This is a genomic window from Bradyrhizobium sp. 179 (genome assembly GCF_023073535.1).
Lineage (GTDB): Bacteria > Pseudomonadota > Alphaproteobacteria > Rhizobiales > Xanthobacteraceae > Bradyrhizobium.
Genome location: NZ_JADPJR010000161.1, coordinates 17,380 through 33,318 on the forward strand (window position 1 = coordinate 17,380; position 15,939 = coordinate 33,318).

At 65.6% G+C, this 15,939-nt stretch carries 18 protein-coding genes; 10 read left to right on the top strand and 8 right to left on the bottom strand.

Features of this window, described 5'->3' with window-relative positions:
- Positions 1-218 precede the first annotated feature (218 nt).
- Together IVB12_RS37745 and IVB12_RS37750 are read right to left on the bottom strand one after the other, a co-directional pair.
- Positions 219-698 (bottom strand): DUF992 domain-containing protein, encoded by a 480-nt coding sequence (locus tag IVB12_RS37745; protein ID WP_247308227.1) that lies wholly within the window; start codon positions 696-698, stop codon positions 219-221.
- Positions 699-857: 159 nt separating this feature from the next.
- Positions 858-2,060, bottom strand: coding sequence for a pyridoxal phosphate-dependent aminotransferase (locus tag IVB12_RS37750; RefSeq protein WP_247308230.1), 1,203 nt, complete (start codon positions 2,058-2,060; stop codon positions 858-860).
- Positions 2,061-2,685: 625 nt separating this feature from the next.
- On the opposite strand from IVB12_RS37750, the gene IVB12_RS37755 reads away from it, so the two are divergent.
- From IVB12_RS37755 to IVB12_RS37775, 5 genes are all read left to right on the top strand, one after another.
- A complete protein-coding gene (locus IVB12_RS37755; RefSeq protein WP_247277514.1) occupies positions 2,686-3,336 on the top strand; it encodes a glutathione S-transferase family protein in 651 nt (216 codons plus the stop codon).
- A 156-nt stretch (positions 3,337-3,492) separates the two neighbouring features.
- Positions 3,493-3,669 carry a hypothetical protein gene (locus IVB12_RS37760; RefSeq protein WP_247308233.1) on the top strand — a complete coding sequence of 59 codons (177 nt, stop codon included), beginning with the start codon at positions 3,493-3,495 and terminating at the stop codon, positions 3,667-3,669.
- Positions 3,670-3,742: 73 nt separating this feature from the next.
- Complete coding sequence (locus IVB12_RS37765; RefSeq protein WP_247277516.1) at positions 3,743-3,901, top strand: hypothetical protein; 159 nt, start codon at positions 3,743-3,745, stop codon at positions 3,899-3,901.
- A gap of 128 nt (positions 3,902-4,029) precedes the next feature.
- Positions 4,030-4,842, top strand: a complete 813-nt coding sequence (locus tag IVB12_RS37770) for a PAS-domain containing protein (protein ID WP_247308237.1) — start codon at positions 4,030-4,032, stop codon at positions 4,840-4,842.
- Between the two features lie 89 nt (positions 4,843-4,931).
- Complete coding sequence (locus IVB12_RS37775) at positions 4,932-5,387, top strand: GNAT family N-acetyltransferase (protein WP_247308239.1); 456 nt, start codon at positions 4,932-4,934, stop codon at positions 5,385-5,387.
- Between the two features lie 168 nt (positions 5,388-5,555).
- Here the strand turns inward: IVB12_RS37775 and IVB12_RS37780 are convergent, their stop codons facing one another.
- The 3 genes from IVB12_RS37780 to IVB12_RS37790 form a co-directional block, all read right to left on the bottom strand.
- A complete protein-coding gene (locus IVB12_RS37780) occupies positions 5,556-5,879 on the bottom strand; it encodes an antibiotic biosynthesis monooxygenase (RefSeq protein WP_247308328.1) in 324 nt (107 codons plus the stop codon).
- Between the two features lie 125 nt (positions 5,880-6,004).
- Positions 6,005-7,222 (bottom strand): DUF1501 domain-containing protein, encoded by a 1,218-nt coding sequence (locus tag IVB12_RS37785; protein WP_247308331.1) that lies wholly within the window; start codon positions 7,220-7,222, stop codon positions 6,005-6,007.
- 2 nt (positions 7,223-7,224) lie between these two features.
- Positions 7,225-8,781: a DUF1800 family protein gene (locus IVB12_RS37790; protein ID WP_247308241.1), complete on the bottom strand. Its 1,557-nt coding sequence runs from the start codon at positions 8,779-8,781 to the stop codon at positions 7,225-7,227.
- 114 nt (positions 8,782-8,895) lie between these two features.
- Here IVB12_RS37790 and IVB12_RS37795 point away from each other — a divergent pair, with 114 nt between their 5' ends.
- The gene (locus IVB12_RS37795; RefSeq protein WP_247308244.1) at positions 8,896-9,096 is read left to right on the top strand and encodes a cysteine-rich CWC family protein; all 201 of its coding nucleotides are present in this window, start codon (positions 8,896-8,898) and stop codon (positions 9,094-9,096) included.
- Between the two features lie 164 nt (positions 9,097-9,260).
- Here the strand turns inward: IVB12_RS37795 and IVB12_RS37800 are convergent, their stop codons facing one another.
- From IVB12_RS37800 to IVB12_RS37810, 3 genes are all read right to left on the bottom strand, one after another.
- Positions 9,261-9,959 carry a glutathione S-transferase family protein gene (locus tag IVB12_RS37800; protein ID WP_247308248.1) on the bottom strand — a complete coding sequence of 233 codons (699 nt, stop codon included), beginning with the start codon at positions 9,957-9,959 and terminating at the stop codon, positions 9,261-9,263.
- Positions 9,960-10,147: 188 nt separating this feature from the next.
- On the bottom strand, positions 10,148-10,378 hold the full coding sequence (locus tag IVB12_RS37805; RefSeq protein ID WP_247308251.1) for a hypothetical protein: 231 nt from the start codon (positions 10,376-10,378) through the stop codon (positions 10,148-10,150).
- Positions 10,375-11,154, bottom strand: coding sequence for a sulfite exporter TauE/SafE family protein (locus tag IVB12_RS37810; RefSeq protein WP_247308255.1), 780 nt, complete (start codon positions 11,152-11,154; stop codon positions 10,375-10,377). Before IVB12_RS37810 ends, IVB12_RS37805 begins: the two co-directional genes overlap by 4 nt.
- A gap of 192 nt (positions 11,155-11,346) precedes the next feature.
- On the opposite strand from IVB12_RS37810, the gene IVB12_RS37815 reads away from it, so the two are divergent.
- The 4 genes from IVB12_RS37815 (at position 11,347) to uvrB (ending at position 15,923) form a co-directional block, all read left to right on the top strand.
- Positions 11,347-12,264 carry a LysR substrate-binding domain-containing protein gene (locus IVB12_RS37815; RefSeq protein ID WP_247308258.1) on the top strand — a complete coding sequence of 306 codons (918 nt, stop codon included), beginning with the start codon at positions 11,347-11,349 and terminating at the stop codon, positions 12,262-12,264.
- Positions 12,265-12,367: 103 nt separating this feature from the next.
- Positions 12,368-12,592, top strand: a complete 225-nt coding sequence (locus IVB12_RS37820) for a hypothetical protein (RefSeq protein ID WP_247308260.1) — start codon at positions 12,368-12,370, stop codon at positions 12,590-12,592.
- Positions 12,593-12,639: 47 nt separating this feature from the next.
- Positions 12,640-12,852: a hypothetical protein gene (locus IVB12_RS37825; RefSeq protein ID WP_247308276.1), complete on the top strand. Its 213-nt coding sequence runs from the start codon at positions 12,640-12,642 to the stop codon at positions 12,850-12,852.
- A gap of 92 nt (positions 12,853-12,944) precedes the next feature.
- Positions 12,945-15,923, top strand: a complete 2,979-nt coding sequence (gene uvrB / locus IVB12_RS37830; RefSeq protein ID WP_247308279.1) for an excinuclease ABC subunit UvrB — start codon at positions 12,945-12,947, stop codon at positions 15,921-15,923.
- Positions 15,924-15,939: the final 16 nt, after the last annotated feature.

Below are 15,939 nucleotides of genomic sequence, written 5' to 3' on the forward strand. Positions count from 1 at the left end.
GTCTCCTTTTTTGTGGAGCTCGGCCCATGATTGGGTCGGCAGCGCAGATGCTCTGCCCGTCCCCGAGATTTGGCAAGCATCAAACGTCGCTGCGGTGCGTCGTCGGCTGGATTAAGACTTCAACTCTTGACGATTGGTACAATTATCGGTCCGAGCGTTCCACCTCGCCGCGACGGGGAGAGGCGAGCCGCCGCCGGTGCAGTTAGAATTGACGGCAATCAGCGGCCCGGACGGAGTTCCAGACTCTCCAAACCAGCGGCGATGTTGAGGCCGACCTGGCCCTGCAGGCTGAGCGGCTGAAGCGCGATCGAATTGTTGGAGCCGCCGACCAGCACGTTGCCCCCTAGGCCGACGCCAACTGAGGCGCTGCCCTGCGCGCCGGCGTAATTGCCGGAGAGATCGCCGGGGCCGAGCCGGTCGACCGGCGCGAACACGCCCCAGGCGAGCGCCGTCTCCTGGGTGATGCCGATGTCGAGACCGACTTTGCGGATGGTCGCGACGTAGCGGTCGTCGGGCAGCCCATCGGCGCGCAGCACGCAGCCGAGATGGGTCACCGATCCCACGATGAAGCCGACGCTGGCGCCGCCGCGGCACTCGAGCACGCCGACCCGCGCCATCCGCTGCTGCGCGCCGGCGGCAGCGACGGAGACAACAAGGCTTGCGGCGGCGAGCCCGGAGAGGAGGAACGAACGGCGCATGAAACGTCTCCGGCGATGATGGTGCGAGCAGGAAGGCGCGGCACACGCCGCATGATGGTCTATGCCACAATAGTTGTGGTGGGGCCAGATCGCGCGCAGGCGACAGAAAAAAGGGCCCACTAACCGCGGGCCCTTTGATGTCACGTCCTTGCTGCGCGCTTACCGCAGATTGCCGCAGAAGCGCTGGATGCGCTTGCAGGCGTCTTCGAGGTCCGAAGTCTTGGTCGCATAGGAGATGCGGAACGCCGGTCCCAGGCCGAAAGCCGACCCCTGCACCACGGCGACGCCTTCGGTTTCCAGCAGCTCGGTGACGAACGTCTCGTCATTGTCGATCACCTTGCCCGACGGCGCGGTCTTGCCGATCGTGCCGGCGCAGGACGGATAGACGTAGAACGCCCCTTCCGGCCGCGGGCACTCGATGCCTTTGGCCTGATTGAGCATGGAGACGACGAGGTCGCGGCGCTCCTTGAATACCTTGTTGTTGGCGGGGATGAAGTCCTGCGGACCGTTCAGCGCTTCGACCGCAGCCCATTGCGCAATAGACGAAGGATTGGAGGTCGACTGCGACTGGATCGTCGACATCGCCTTGATCAGCTGCGCCGGACCGCCGGCATAGCCGATGCGCCAGCCGGTCATGCAATAGGCCTTCGACACGCCGTTCACGGTGAGCGTGCGGTCGTAGAGTTTCGGCTCGACCTGCGCGACCGTGGTGAACTGGAAGTCGTCATAGACGAGATGCTCGTACATGTCGTCGGTCATCACCCAGACGTGGGGATGCCTGAGCAGCACGTCGGTGAGCGCCTTCAGCTCGGACTTGGTGTAGGCAGCTCCCGTCGGGTTCGACGGCGAGCACAGGATCACCCATTTGGTCTTGGGCGTGATCGCGCGCTCCAGCGCTTCGGCTTGAAGCTTGAAGCCTGTCGCAGCGGTGCAGACCACCGGCACTGGCTCGCCACCGGCGAGCGCCACCATCTCAGGATAGCTGACCCAATAGGGCGCGGGAATGATCACCTCGTCGCCCGGATTGATGGTCGCCATCAGCGCGTTGTAGAGCACCTGCTTGCCGCCGGTGCCGACGATGACCTGGTTCGGCTTGTAGGTGACGCCGTTCTCGCGCTGAAACTTGGCGATGATGGCTTCCTTCAACTCGGGAATGCCGTCGACCGCGGTGTACTTGGTCTTGCCGGCTTCGATAGCGCGGATCGCCGCCAGCTTAATGTTGGCGGGCGTGTCGAAATCGGGCTCGCCGGCGCCGAGGCCGATGACATTGCGGCCCGCCGCTTTCAGCGCGCGTGCTTTATCCGTGACCGCGATGGTCGCGGACGGCTTCACACGGTCGAGCGCAGCGGCAAGGAAGGACATCGTCATCTCCTGACAAGCGTCGTGAAGCCCTTCGCCTCACGACTCCGATTGTGGGAATGAGCCACCCTAAAACGGGAGCCGCTGCACCGCAAGAAACTTCGGCCCGATCTCGCAGAAGTTTACGGATTTCCAGCGTTTCGAGCAGCGATTACCGCAATGTTCCGCAACTTTGCCCGCCGAATCCCTCATATCCGGCAAGGCTTGTCCTCGGAGCAATTTGTCGCTTCCTCTCATGGCCGGGCTTGCCGTCTTTGCTGAAGTTTCGCCGGCCCAAACGGCGAAGCCTTGGCGTAGCCGGGTCCCGGCCATCCACGCCTAGCCGCGCGCACGACGAACGTGGATGCCTCAGGACAAGCCTGGGCATGACGGCGCGCTGCATCCAAATCGCATGCGATCGTCGCCGAGTTCACGAATAGCCGACGCAACGCGCCCGTGCTCTAACGCAAGCGTGATCTCGTTTGCGCGGTCGCGCGGAAATGATCTTCCGCACCGTTGCAGTGCGGTAGGGATTTCGAGTTTTTCTATTGGCTGGCTCTTGCGGCGGATTCGCATCGGCATCATTGTTTAGCCGCGCTGCAGGGCAGCCAGCGCCGCGCCTTCCCATCCTCGGAAACGAACTCCCAGAATGTACAAGCTCTATTCGATGCAGCGCTCCGGCAACAGCTACAAGGTCCGCCTTGCGCTGGCGCTGCTCAACGTGCCCTACGAAGCCATCGAGGTCGACATTCTGCGCGGCGAGAGCCGCACGCCGGACTTTCTGGCGAAGAACCCGTCCGGCCAGGTGCCGCTGCTCGAGGTTGGCGGCGACCGCTATCTCGCCGAGTCCAACGCCATCCTCTGGTACGTCGCTGTCGGCACGCCGCTCGCGCCGGAGAACCGCATCGACCGCGCCGAGGCGCTGCAATGGATGTTCTTCGAACAGCACGCGCTCGAGCCCAACATCGGCGCGGCCTATTTCTGGCTGTCGCTGGTCAAGGGCGGCCGCGATCTCCAGACCCATTCGCTCGAGGACTGGATGGAGCGCGGCTATGGCGCGCTCCAGGTCATGGAGAACCATCTCAAGACCAACGCCTATTTCGCCGCGCGCCAGCTGACGGTCGCCGACATCGCGCTCTACGGCTACACCCACCTCGCCGATCGCTGCGATTTCGACCTTTCGACCTTTCCGGCGATCCGGGACTGGCTGAAGCGCGTCGAATCTGCGCCCGGCTTCGTCACGATGGACTGGCGCCCGGCCGACGTCGACGACCCCGCCAGCATCGCCGTGGGCGCCTGACAGGCTAGTCCCCGCTGGCGAATAGCGGGCACAAGGGTCGTCTTTGCCGCAATCTCGCCGTTTTCGGCGCGACGGCCGCCGCAATGTTGCCCGTTGAAACGGTGAAATTGTCCCGCGTTGCGGGTGATTCGCTCGCGTGTTGAAGGATTTAGACCCATGATTCGGGCGTCCGGCACGGCAGGCTTCCAGGGCCGATCCGCCACCGTCGCGTCTTCCCGGCTGACCAATGCGGTCGCGGCCTCGCTCGCCGTCGCCGCGCTCTCGCTGTGCCTGATCGTCACGCTGACGGTCATGTCGACCAAGGCGACCATGGCGATGGGCCTGCCGATCTGATTCCCGTTTCATCCTGGACCAGCCTTCAAGGCGCCGTGCGGCCCTTGCCGACCGGCATTGCGACAGGACCTCGATGAAGTCACCTGTGGTAGTCGTTGCAATCACGCTGACTGCGGCCATCCTGGTCGCGGCGTCGCTGTTGATTTTCACCGGCATGCGCAAGAGCTCGGGCACCTCGACGCTGAATGCACCGTCGCTGCAACAGCGCCTCAGGCACTCGCACTTGGTCTAAAATCATCCGAAAGATTTGCGCTTCGCGGCAAGGGTCTCTTAAGCGCGCCGCGCGAAATCGCATCGCATCTGCGCAACGATGAGCCAGTGTTGCTGCGTTGCCTCGTTCAGGAGGAGCGAGACTGGCCCATGCGGCTCGGGTGGCGTGCGATCTCCGGTCCGGTGCTGACGGCAGCGACGCTGCTCCTGTCGACGCTGTTCGATCACTTCATCCCCGCTCCCTCCGCTGCGCCGCTGCTGGTCTGCATCGTGGCGCTGGCCGGCACGCTGTCGGGTCTCGCCTCCGCCGTGACCAGCGCAGCCATCGCGGTCACCGGCGCGGCGCTGCTCTTCCTCAACCAGCATGGCGTCTCCGGATATGGCATCGCGGACCTGGTCCGGCTCGGCCTGCTGGCAATCGCGGCCGCCGGCACCGCAGCCGTCACCGTCCTGATGCGCGAGCGGCTGCTCGGCACGTTCGCGGGCGAGCGCCAGAGCCACGCGACCGCCGCGCGCCTGTCGGCCGCGCTCGACCAGATCGATATCGGCGTCGTGCTGCTCGATGCCGAGACCCGAGCCGAATTCATCAACCGCGCGTTCCGCGATTATTTTGCGGTGCCTGACCAGATCGCCGACGGCAAGCCGCCCTTCATCGCGCTGATGTATCACGGCCGCGATACCGGGGCGTTCGAGCTGCCCGAGGACGAGCTCGGCACCTTCATCGCGCAACGCATGGAGATGGTGCGGATCGGCGATGCCAGGCCGATCAACATCGCCTTGCGCAACGGCGAGGTGCTGCGTTTCGTCTGCACCGCGCTGCCCGACGGCGGCCGCATGCTGAGCTACACGCCGGTGACCGACCTCGTGCGCCACACCGACGCGCCCGCGCGTGCCGACTACTACCGCTCGCTGCGCGATCCGGCGAACCGAAGGCTGATCCGCTCTTTGCGCGTTGCAGAGTGATGCGACAGCAGGATTGATCGGCAGCGCGATAATCTCGTATCAAGGATGCCTCACCGGCCGTTCGCATCCTCCGAGCCCAGGAATATCAGATGTCCCTCACCATTCGCTCCGTCACGAAGCAGGATTACGAACAATGGCTGCCGCTGTGGGACGGCTACAACGCCTTCTACGGCCGTTCGGGCCCGACCGCGCTCGCGCCCGAGATCACGCGCATGACGTGGCAGCGTTTCTTCGACGCCTATGAGCCGGTGCATGCGCTGGTCGCCGAGAGCGACGGCCAATTGCTCGGACTGACGCATTATCTCTTCCATCGCAGCACCACCGCGATCGAGCCGTCCTGCTATTTGCAGGATTTGTTCACGCGCGAGGCAGCGCGCGGCAAGGGGGTTGCCTCGGCGCTGATCTATGGTGTGTATGAGCGGGCGAAATTGGCGGGGTCGCCGCGCGTCTATTGGCAAACGCACGAGACCAATGTCACCGCGCAGCGACTGTACGACAAGGTCGCGGAGCGCTCCGGCTTCATCGTCTATCGCAAGATCTTCTAATCTTCGCAGGCAGATCCTGTGGATAATTCCTGCCTGTCACCCGCGCGTAACACAGCGGAACTACGCTGCACCTGCGTCTGGTCAGGCTCCCCCGTCACCGATCAAGCGCCCCAAGCGGTCCCCGTCAGTCGCCGCGTCTGACAGGGGCCGCATTTTTTTATGGCAGCGTCACTTCGCGCCCCCGCCGACCGTCTGCATCACCTCAAAACCTTCGAACTGAGGATGGCCGAGATAGAGCGGCTTGTTGTCGCCAGCCCGGTGATGCGCGGCGCGAAATGCTTCCGACTTGGTCCACGCCTCGAACGCCGCGTAATTCGCCCACACCGTGTGCGAGGCGTAGAGCGTATGGTCTTCGAGCTCGGGGCCCTTCAACAGATGGAATTCGACGAAGCCCGGCACCTTGTCCAGATGAGTGTCGCGCGTGAGCCAGACCTGCTCGAAAGCGGCCTCGGAGCCCTTGGCGACGCGGAACCGGTTCATGGCGATGTACATTGCGGTGATCTCCTGATGTCGCATCATTATCGCGTCATTCCCCGGCGCGCGGCAAGCGCGGGCCCGGAATCCATTTTGCGATTCCGGGTTCGCGCTACGCGCGCCCCGGAAATGACGGGCTGATATTACGCCACCAGCCCCTTCATCGGCTTTGCGGCGGCGCTATCTGGAAACACCGTCTCCGCCAGCACGCGATCCGAAAGGCCGAACTGGTCCTGCAGCACGCCCTTGATCACGGAGCGCAGATCGGTGGTCGGCTTGAGGTCGCGCCCTTCGTGGAGGTTGGCAAGCTTGAGGCCGGGCCAATCGGCGATGACGCGGCCGCCCATCACCGCGCCGCCGGCGAGCAGCGCGATCGTTCCCGTGCCGTGATCGGTGCCATCAGTACCGTTGATGCGCGCGGTGCGGCCGAACTCAGTGGCGACGACGACCACGGCGTCGCGCCAGCGTTCGCCGAGCCCGCTTTCGAATTCGGCGAGCGCGCCGTCGAGGCCGCCAAGCAGGAAGGCGAGACGCCCCACAGGCCCGCCTTCGTTGGCATGCGTGTCCCAGCCGTCGAAGGCGAGCGCCGCGATGCGCGGACCATCGTCGGCCGCCATCAATCTTGCCGCGCCGCGCGCCACCTGGCGCATCTGCACGGCTGCGTTGCCGCCCTTCGGCTTCATGTTGTCGCCGCTTGCGGCCTTGTCGAGCTGAAGGCCTTGCGCCAAGGCCGTCGCCAGCACGGGATCGCGATGGCGGTAGAGCTCGACGAGCCGCATTGCAGTGTCGTCGTCGGCCTGCGGCAGCGCGACCGGCGCCCAGCCGACGGTCGGCGCATTGCCGCGCAGCACCAGCGGCGTGGTCGGGCCGACAGCGAGGCCGCTCGATACCCGCTCGCCGCGCGGTAGCACTTCCAGCGCGCGATTGAGCCAACCGGACTGCACCCGGCCCGGGCCGGCATAGCCGCTTTCGAGCACGTCCTGGCCGTCGAAATGCGAGCGATCGCGATACGGTGTTGCGACCGCGTGGATCACGGCGGCGTGCTTGTCGCGGTACATGCGTGCGAACTCCGGCATGGCGGGATGCAGCGCGAAGAAGCTATCGAGCATGGTCGCGGGGTGCGCGCCGTCAGCCGTGAGCGCGATCGAGCCGTGCAGGCCGGCGTAATCGGGGTCGCCGATCGGGGCAACGGTCGAAAGCCCGTCGAGCGCGCCGCGCAGGATCACCACGACCAGGCGCGGATCGCGCCCGTCGGCGGCGCGTGCGAATTTCGGCAGGTAGGCCCAGGCGGCGAAGGAGGCGCCGCCGAGCAGGAGCCCGCGGCGCGAGGTCAGGAGCCGGTTCTCGACGCAGTCGATCATCATCATCTCCGCTGCATTTCCGGCGACATCAGCAGCAGCGCCAGCGCCTGCTGCCGCGACTCCGCGCGCTCGATGGTTCGCCGCGTCTCGATGGAGGCCGCATCGGCCGCGGCGAATTCCAGCAGGTCGAGCGGATCGATGTTATTGCCGAGCCGCGAGCCAATTTGCGCCGCGATATCGAGCCTGAGCTTCATGCCCTCGGGTGCGGCCCAGGCTGCATTGGTGTCGGGAAAGCCGTTGGGCCCGGCCGGCGACCATAGCGGCTGCCCGAGCAGGTTGAGGCCATTGAGATAACGGCTCGGATCCTCCGGCACGCGCGCGAGCAGCCGCCCGCTCGCGACCAGGAAATCGTAAGGCGAGCGCATCTTGGTCAGCGGCGCTGTCCACGCCTCGTCGGAATCGACCAACGCCATGGCAAGCGCCTTGAGGTCGCCATCGGTCCTGAGGAAGATGTCGCGCAACCGCGCAACGAGAGATGGCGGCGGATCATCGGCAACGAAGTGGCGGACGAACTTGGCGGCGATGAAATTCGCGGTCGAGGGATGGCGCGCGAGGTCGGCGAGCGCGGCCTCGCCTTGCGCGAGGCCCGCCTGGCCGTAGGTCTTGCCGAGCAGGATCTGCGGCCCCGGCTGATGCGCATTGACGTTGAACACGAAGGAGCCGGGCGCCCCCAGCTGCCCCTGGCGGCCGGCAAAGGTCCAGCCGGTGATGATGCGCGCGAGCGAGGTGACATCGTGCTGCGTGTAGCCGCCGTCGACGCCGAGCGTATGCAGCTCCATGATTTCGCGCGCCAGATTCTCGTTCAGCCCGCGCTTGCGGTTTTGCCCCGCACGCGAATCCGGTCCGAGCGATTGCTGGTTGTCGAGAAAGAATAGCATCGCCGGATGCTGCTCGACCGCCTTGAGCATGTCGGCGAAGCGCCCGAGTACGTGGGGCCTGATCGCCTCGCGCTCGAACGCGCCGGCCCAGATGCGCGCCAGCTCGCCCTTGCTCGCGGAGATGCAGAAATGGTTGGACCAGAACACGACGAGGCGCTCGGTGAAGCCGCACTCGACGAGGGTGGCCCGCTGCAACCGCGCCAGCGCCTCGGTGCGAAATGTCTTCTGGATGACATTGAGCGGCTGCGGCGCGGGCTTTGCGGCGGGCGGCGCGCCGGGGCTGGGCTGCATGGCCTCCGGCTTCGCCGCATTGTCCGCTGGTCTCGCATCCGCCATCTGGCCGGCGACCTCGCTCGCGGCTGCGTTCAGCGAGAGATTGCGGCGCAGGGCGGGCTTCTGATCGGCAGGCGCTTGTGTCGGCATTTCAGCGGCCGCCGTGGCCTTGGCGGCGTCGCGCGCCTGCTTGACCTCGTCCTGATAGGCGAACACCGCCTGCCCGAGCTGCGGCGTCGATTGCAGACCCGGCGCTTCCAGCAGCACGCCATTGGGACGCGCAAGCTCTGCCTTGACGAAACCGCGCGGGTCGGAGGCGGCATTGATGAGATCGCCGGACGCGCCGCCGCGGGCGCCGAAGCCGAAGCGGTTGAGCGCAACGAGGGCGGCTTGCGAATCACGGGCCATCGGTCTGTCCTTCGCGCGCCTGGAGCCGCTTTCCGAGTCCGTGCGCAAGGCATAATATACCGCGGCGGCCAATGAACCCGACATGAAAATGACGGCCTAGCTTCGACGTAAATCATGACAAATCAGCAAGAATCTGCGTTGCCGGAACCCCGCCGCCTCGCCTGCTCCCGCTGCGGCGCCGAGTTCGGCTGCGAGCTCTCGGGCAGCTGCTGGTGCGCGGAGGAGACGGCAAGACTGCCAATGCCAGTCGACGGCGAGGATTGTTTGTGCCGGTCGTGTTTGCGGCAGGCGGCGGGGGCGAGTGCTGCTCGTTAGGCACGAGAGCCGACCACGCTTTCCGTGTCGTGAGCCAGGAGGACCCATTACCCTGGCGAGCATGTGACGAAGATTCCTCGTTCGGTACTCGCACTGCCCACGATTGATAGATCACGCGGGATGGGCCCTGGCTTCGCTAGGACGACGATGGGAGCGAGCCTACCCTACACCGCGAATCCGGGCGACTTGCGCGCCATGCCGTCGAACGCGTCGAGCAATTTTTCCCGCCACGCATAAACCGGATCATTGGCTTCCAGCAGCTTGAACGGGCTCACCACCCGCGCCCATTGAAAACCGCCGAACACGATATAGTCGGCGTAGTTGGGCGCGGCGCCGCCGAGATAGGGCTGCTTCTTCAATGTCTGCCGCATCACCTCCAGCGACTTGCGGAACGCGACAACGCCGGTGTCGCGGCTGGCCATGACCTGTTCCAGTGACTTGCCGCCGAAGCGCGCCTCGCGCGACTGGCGGAAATAGGCGGCGTCGACCTCGGCGAGGTTCTTCGGGATGTCGGCGACGATCAACGGAAAGATGCCGCCGACGATGGCGATATCGCCGAAGGCATTGATCATGCGCGCCATGGCGCGACCGCCCTCGCCGCCGAACAACGATGCACGATCCGGAAAATTGTCTTCGAGATAATTCGCGATGGTCCAAGAATCGACCACGGGCTTGCCGTGATGCAGCAGCACCGGAACTTTCTCGGAGCCATGCGGCGCAAGCGCGCTCTTCTCGGTGAAGCGCCAGGGCAGCGATTCCGCCATCAGCCCCTTATGCGCGAGCGCCATCCGCGTGCGCCAGCAATACGGGCTGAACGGGCGCGCTGCGTCGATGCCGACGAGTTCGTAGAGTTTGAGTGACATGCAAAGCAACTCCCTGCCAGATCCTCATCCTAAGGAGCGCGGAACGCGCGTCTCGAAGGATGAAGGCCCGATCTCGGCCTCGCTCTTTCGAGACGCGCGCAAGATGCACGCTCCTCAGGGTGAGGGTCTCCCATTCTGGATTTGCTTCGCTGACGCTCGCAATGGCGATGTCGAGACGGAGGTGCGCATCACCGCCGGTTCATCCGCAGCAGCTTCTCGCCGCCTTCCGTCACTGCGATGATCAGCCCGATTCCGGGCACCGTCTTCCGCGCGACATAGCCGCGCTCAGTGGCGTCTTCCCAGATGGTGAGGCGCGGGCACGAGGTCTTCCAGGTCGCGATCACCTCGGCATAGGCGCGCGGCTCGCGTGCGACCCATTCGACGAAATCCAGCACCAGCGGATCGGCGGTCTCGCTCATTGCAAACCTCCCTTATCGAAGGCGACCGCGACCTCCGTACGCAGCAGGAGCCAGCCGCCATAGGCGATGTAGTAGCAGGCGATGGTGGTGATCAGCTTGTTCGACCAGGCCACGAATTGCTGGTCGGTCATGGCTTCGAGGATGCGGCGCGCCAGTGTGGTGCCGAGCATCGAAGCTGCGATCGCGACGCCGGCGAGGACGGGATCGAGGCTCGCCGCCTGGTCGATGATGCCGCCGAAATAGACCAGCTTGGTGAAATGGCTGACCAGCTGGCACATCGCCTTGGTCGCCACCTTCTCGCGCCGGCCGAAATCGCCGCCGAGGAAGAAGGTGTCGAGCAGCGGGCCGGAGACGCCGGTCATCAGCATCAAGCCCATGCAGATCGAGCCGTAGACCGAGCCCTGCCAGACGCTGTCGGGGTTGGGCTTGATGTTTGACGGCAGCAGCCGCGCCATGAACGGCGTGATGCCGAGCAGCAGCAGCGCGACCGCCTTGTCCGGAACGTAGCGCGTGAGGGACCAGGCCGCGAGCGCGACCGCGCAGCCGGCGAGATAGTTCGCGACCGGCCGCCAGCGGATATGCGCGCGCCACAAAAACGCACGCCAGCCGTTCGAGGCCATCTGCGTGATCGCATGCAGCACCATGGCCGCCGGCAGCGGCATCAATGCCAGCAACACGCCGATCAGGATCAGCCCGCCCGCCATGCCGAACAGCCCGGACAGGAACGCGGTGGCGACCATCAGCATGCCAAGGGCAGCGATCACGATGGGCGTCACGAAAGGATTCTCCTCAACATAGGCAAGGCACGCAAGCTGCTTGCGCTGCCTCGCCCCGCTTGCAGGGAGAAGCGAAGAGCGCTGCGCTGCCGGAATCAACCTAGAATTACACTCGTTCTTGTGCCTCGCTTGCTCGCCACGCGCAAACTGAGTTATCTTGGCCTGGCATCAGCTTTCCTGAGGGTCGGGCATTTGCGGCGGCTGCTGTTTCTTAACGGCATCAAGGCATTCGAGGCGGCGGCGCGGACCGGCAGCTTTGCCGCGGCCGGGCTCGAGCTGAACGTGTCGGCGGCCGCCGTCAGCCGCATGGTGCATCTGCTGGAGGAGCGCCTCGGCCTCGCGCTGTTCGAGCGCAAGGCCAACAAGCTCGTGCTGACGCAGGCCGGCCGCGCCTATCAAAGCGGGCTGACGCCGATCTTCGATGCGCTGGCGAGCCTCACCGCGCAGGTGACGGCGCCCTCCAGCATGCGCGTGCTCACCATCGGCGTCGGCCACACTTTTGCGATGCGCTGGCTGATCCCGCGCCTGTCGGAGTTTCGCAGCGAGGAGCCCGACATCGAGGTGCGCTTCACCACCGGCGGTGCCTCGGTGCCGTTCGGCGAGGACTGGAGCTGCGGCATCAAGCTCGGCACCGGCGACTGGCCCGGCCTCGTCGCCGAGCCGCTGTTCGCGGGTGACCTCACGCCGGTCTGCGTGCCGCGCCTTGCGAGCGGCCTGAAGCGGCCGGCCGATCTCAGGGGACCGAGCCTGATCCGCGTCGCGCATTCGCCGCAGGACTGGCCGCTCTGGCTCAAGGCCGCGAACCTGGCGCGCATCAACGCGCGCGGGCCCGAGTTCCAGTTCTACGGTCAGGCGCTGCAGGCCGCCGCGGACGGACTCGGCGTCGCCATGGGCATTCGACCCTATATCGACGACGATCTCGCGGCCGGACGACTGGTGGCGCCATTCGACCTCTCGGTGCCCAAAGGCATGCGCTGGTACCTGCTCTATCGCAGCTTCCAGACCGAGCAACGCGACTTCGCTGCGTTTCGCCGCTGGATCATGCGCGCGGCGTCGGAACCGGCAACGCGTCCGGCGCGGCGAATCGGCCGTGCTGCGGCGCGGAACTGACGCGCTCGGCAAAAAAGCCTCGCAGCTTGTGAACGGCTTCACATCCCGAGATTCGCAAATGTGGTCCCCTGACCCTCTGACAAGAAACGTGGGACCGACAAGAATGACGACCCTCTACGACGGCTTTGACATCGAATCCTTCGAAGCTGGAAAAGGACTGTGGCACGCCCGCATCCGGCGCGCCGATTTCAGCCCGCTTGCAATCGACGGCGTGCTGTTTCCCGCCATGGAAGTCGGCTTCGCCTGGCCCGACCGCGACGCCGCGATTGCCGATGCCAAGCAACACATCGATCGCTTCCGCCGGCGGGCCGGCAGCGACGACGAATAGCGTCCGCGGACGGACCAGCGGCGGGGCGCCGCAAGGGGGAACCGGTCATGTCTATCACCGAAATCGGCTCAGTGCGGCCGCGGATCTATGCGCGCGCCGTGGAATGCGACGGCGATCTCATGGTGCTCCGTGTGATCGGCGGTCGCGCGGGATGCGAGTACTGGACCATGCGCTGCACCGATTGCGGCGGCATCCATCTGGACGTCCTCGAGCCGAATATCGCGGCTGAGGATGACGAGGGGCCGCTGCCGGCGGGGTGACGCCAGGCCTGCTGCCAACCTGCTGTCAGCAGGCTGCATAGCGGCGGGCATTCGCCCTTTCCTGAGAGGCGGACTCGTCCCATATTCGCCCCATGGCGAAGAAACCTGCATCGTCCGAAAAATCCGGCAAATCCCCGAAGCCCAAGGCTCCGAACTCGAAGGCGCATCGCCCCGATGTGCAGCCGATCGGGCCGGCACTGGCCGAGTTGCTCAATCCTGCAATCAATCGCGGCGATGCGGGCCTAGGATCGGGCACCGGGCTCCAGCCGCCGCCGGACAATTCGCGCGATCGCCGCGCCGGGGGCGAGGCCGCCGCGCATCGCGCGCGCGCCTCGACGCCGAAGGAGTTTCCGCAGGATACGGCCAAGGATATTACAAAGCCGATGCCGCTGCGTCCCAATCCGCAGCCAGCTGGAGCGCGCGCACCCACCGAAGGATTCGACGAGGCGCCGCAGGCCAATTACGGAACCTCGGCCACGATCCCGACACTCGATCCGGAACTGGCGCGGCAACTCGGGCTGCCAACAGAAGAGGACGATGCCGAGGCGCTGGCGCGGCCGCCGCGCTCCAAAATGGAGGCGCTGGGTGTCAAGGCCACCGCGGATGCGCTGGAGTCGCTGATCCGCGAGGGCCGTCCGGAATTCCGCAAGGATGACGGCTCGATGCGGGTTTGGACGCCGCACCGGCCGCCGCGCCCGGAAAAGTCCGAAGGCGGCGTGCGCTTCGAGATCAAATCGGCCTATGAGCCCAAGGGCGACCAGCCGACCGCGATTGCCGAGTTGGTCGAGGGCATCAATCGCAACGACCGTTCGCAGGTGCTGCTGGGCGTCACCGGCTCGGGCAAGACCTACACCATGGCCAAGGTGATCGAGGCGACGCAGCGCCCCGCCCTGATCCTGGCCCCGAACAAGACCCTCGCCGCCCAGCTCTATGGCGAGTTCAAGAATTTCTTCCCTGACAACGCGGTCGAGTACTTCGTCAGCTACTACGACTATTACCAGCCGGAAGCCTACGTCCCGCGCACCGACACCTATATCGAGAAGGATTCCTCGATCAACGAGCAGATCGACCGCATGCGCCACTCGGCGACGCGCGCGCTGCTCGAACGCGACGACGTCATCATCGTCGCCTCGGTGTCCTGCATCTACGGTATCGGCTCGGTCGAGACCTACACCGCGATGACATTCGCGCTGAAGAAGGGCGAGCGCATCGACCAGCGCCAGCTCATCGCCGACCTCGTCGCGCTCCAGTACAAGCGCACCCAGGCCGATTTCACCCGCGGCACCTTCCGTGTCCGCGGCGACGTCATCGACATCTTCCCCGCGCACTACGAGGACCGCGCCTGGCGCGTGAACCTGTTCGGCGACACCATCGAGACCATCGAGGAGTTCGATCCGCTCACCGGCCACAAGCAGGACGAGCTCGAGTTCATCAAGATGTACGCCAACTCGCACTATGTGACGCCGCGGCCGACGCTGGTGCAGGCGATCAAGTCGATCAAATCAGAATTGAAGCAGCGGCTCGACCAGCTGCACGATCAGGGCCGCCTGCTCGAAGCGCAGCGGCTGGAGCAGCGCACCACCTTCGACCTCGAGATGATGGAGGCGACCGGAAGCTGCGCGGGCATCGAGAACTATTCGCGCTATCTCACGGGGCGCCGCCCCGGCGAGCCGCCGCCGACGCTGTTCGAATACGTGCCCGACAACGCGCTGATCTTCGCCGACGAGAGCCACGTCACCATCCCGCAGATCGGCGCCATGTTCCGCGGCGACTTCCGCCGCAAGGCGACGCTGGCCGAATACGGCTTCCGCCTGCCCTCCTGCATGGACAACCGCCCCTTGCGCTTCGAGGAGTGGGACATGATGCGGCCGCAGACCATCGCGGTGTCGGCGACGCCGGGCGGCTGGGAGCTGAACGAGAGCGGCGGCGTGTTCGTCGAGCAGGTGATCCGCCCCACGGGCCTGATCGATCCTCCCGTCGACATCCGCCCCGCCCGCACGCAAGTGGACGATCTCGTCGGCGAGGTCCGAGCCACTGCGCAGGCCGGCTATCGCTCGCTGATCACCGTGCTGACCAAACGCATGGCGGAGGACCTCACCGAATATCTGCACGAGCAGGGCATCCGAGTCCGCTACATGCATTCCGACATCGACACCATCGAGCGCATCGAGATCATCCGGGATCTCCGCCTCGGTGCGTTCGACGCGCTGGTCGGCATCAACCTCTTGCGCGAAGGTCTCGACATCCCCGAATGCGCGCTGGTTGCGATTCTCGACGCCGACAAGGAAGGCTTTCTGCGCAGCGAGACCTCGCTGATCCAGACCATCGGCCGCGCCGCGCGCAATGTCGACGGCAAGGTGATCCTCTACGCCGACCAGATGACCGGTTCGATGGAGCGCGCCATCGCCGAGACCAACCGCCGCCGCGAAAAACAGGTCGAGTACAACACTGCCAACGGCATCACGCCGGAGAGCGTGAAGAAGCAGATCGGCGACATCCTCAACTCCGTCTACGAGCGCGACCACGTGCTGGTCGAGGTCGGCGGCCACGACATGACCGATGACGTCATCTCGATCGGCCACAACTTCGAAGCCGTGCTCGCCGATCTCGAAACAAGGATGCGCGAGGCCGCCGCCGATTTGAACTTCGAGGAAGCCGCGCGTCTGCGCGACGAAGTCAAGCGCCTGCGCGCCACCGAGCTCGCCGTGGTCGACGACCCTACCGCCAAGCAGCGCACCGTGCAGGGCAAGGCCGGCGCTTATGCGGGCACGAAGAAGTACGGCGATGCTGCGAACTTGCCGGTCAGTGCCATGAAGAACAAGAGCGCCGCAACGGCGCTCAAGGCCGGCAGCGGCAAAGGCTCCCGCGTGCACAAGCCGCATCTCGACGAGATGCACGGCCCGGAATCGCTGCCCTATCGCGAAAGCCCGAGCCTGCCGTCAAAGCCGTTCGGCAGCACCAGCCGGATCATCCAGCCGACTGACTCGCGGCAGTCGGGACCGGAGTTCGGGCCGGCGCCAAAATCGACGGGCGGGATGCCGGGACGACGGGGCGGGTGGAAGAAGAGGTAGGCGGCGCATCCGCGCC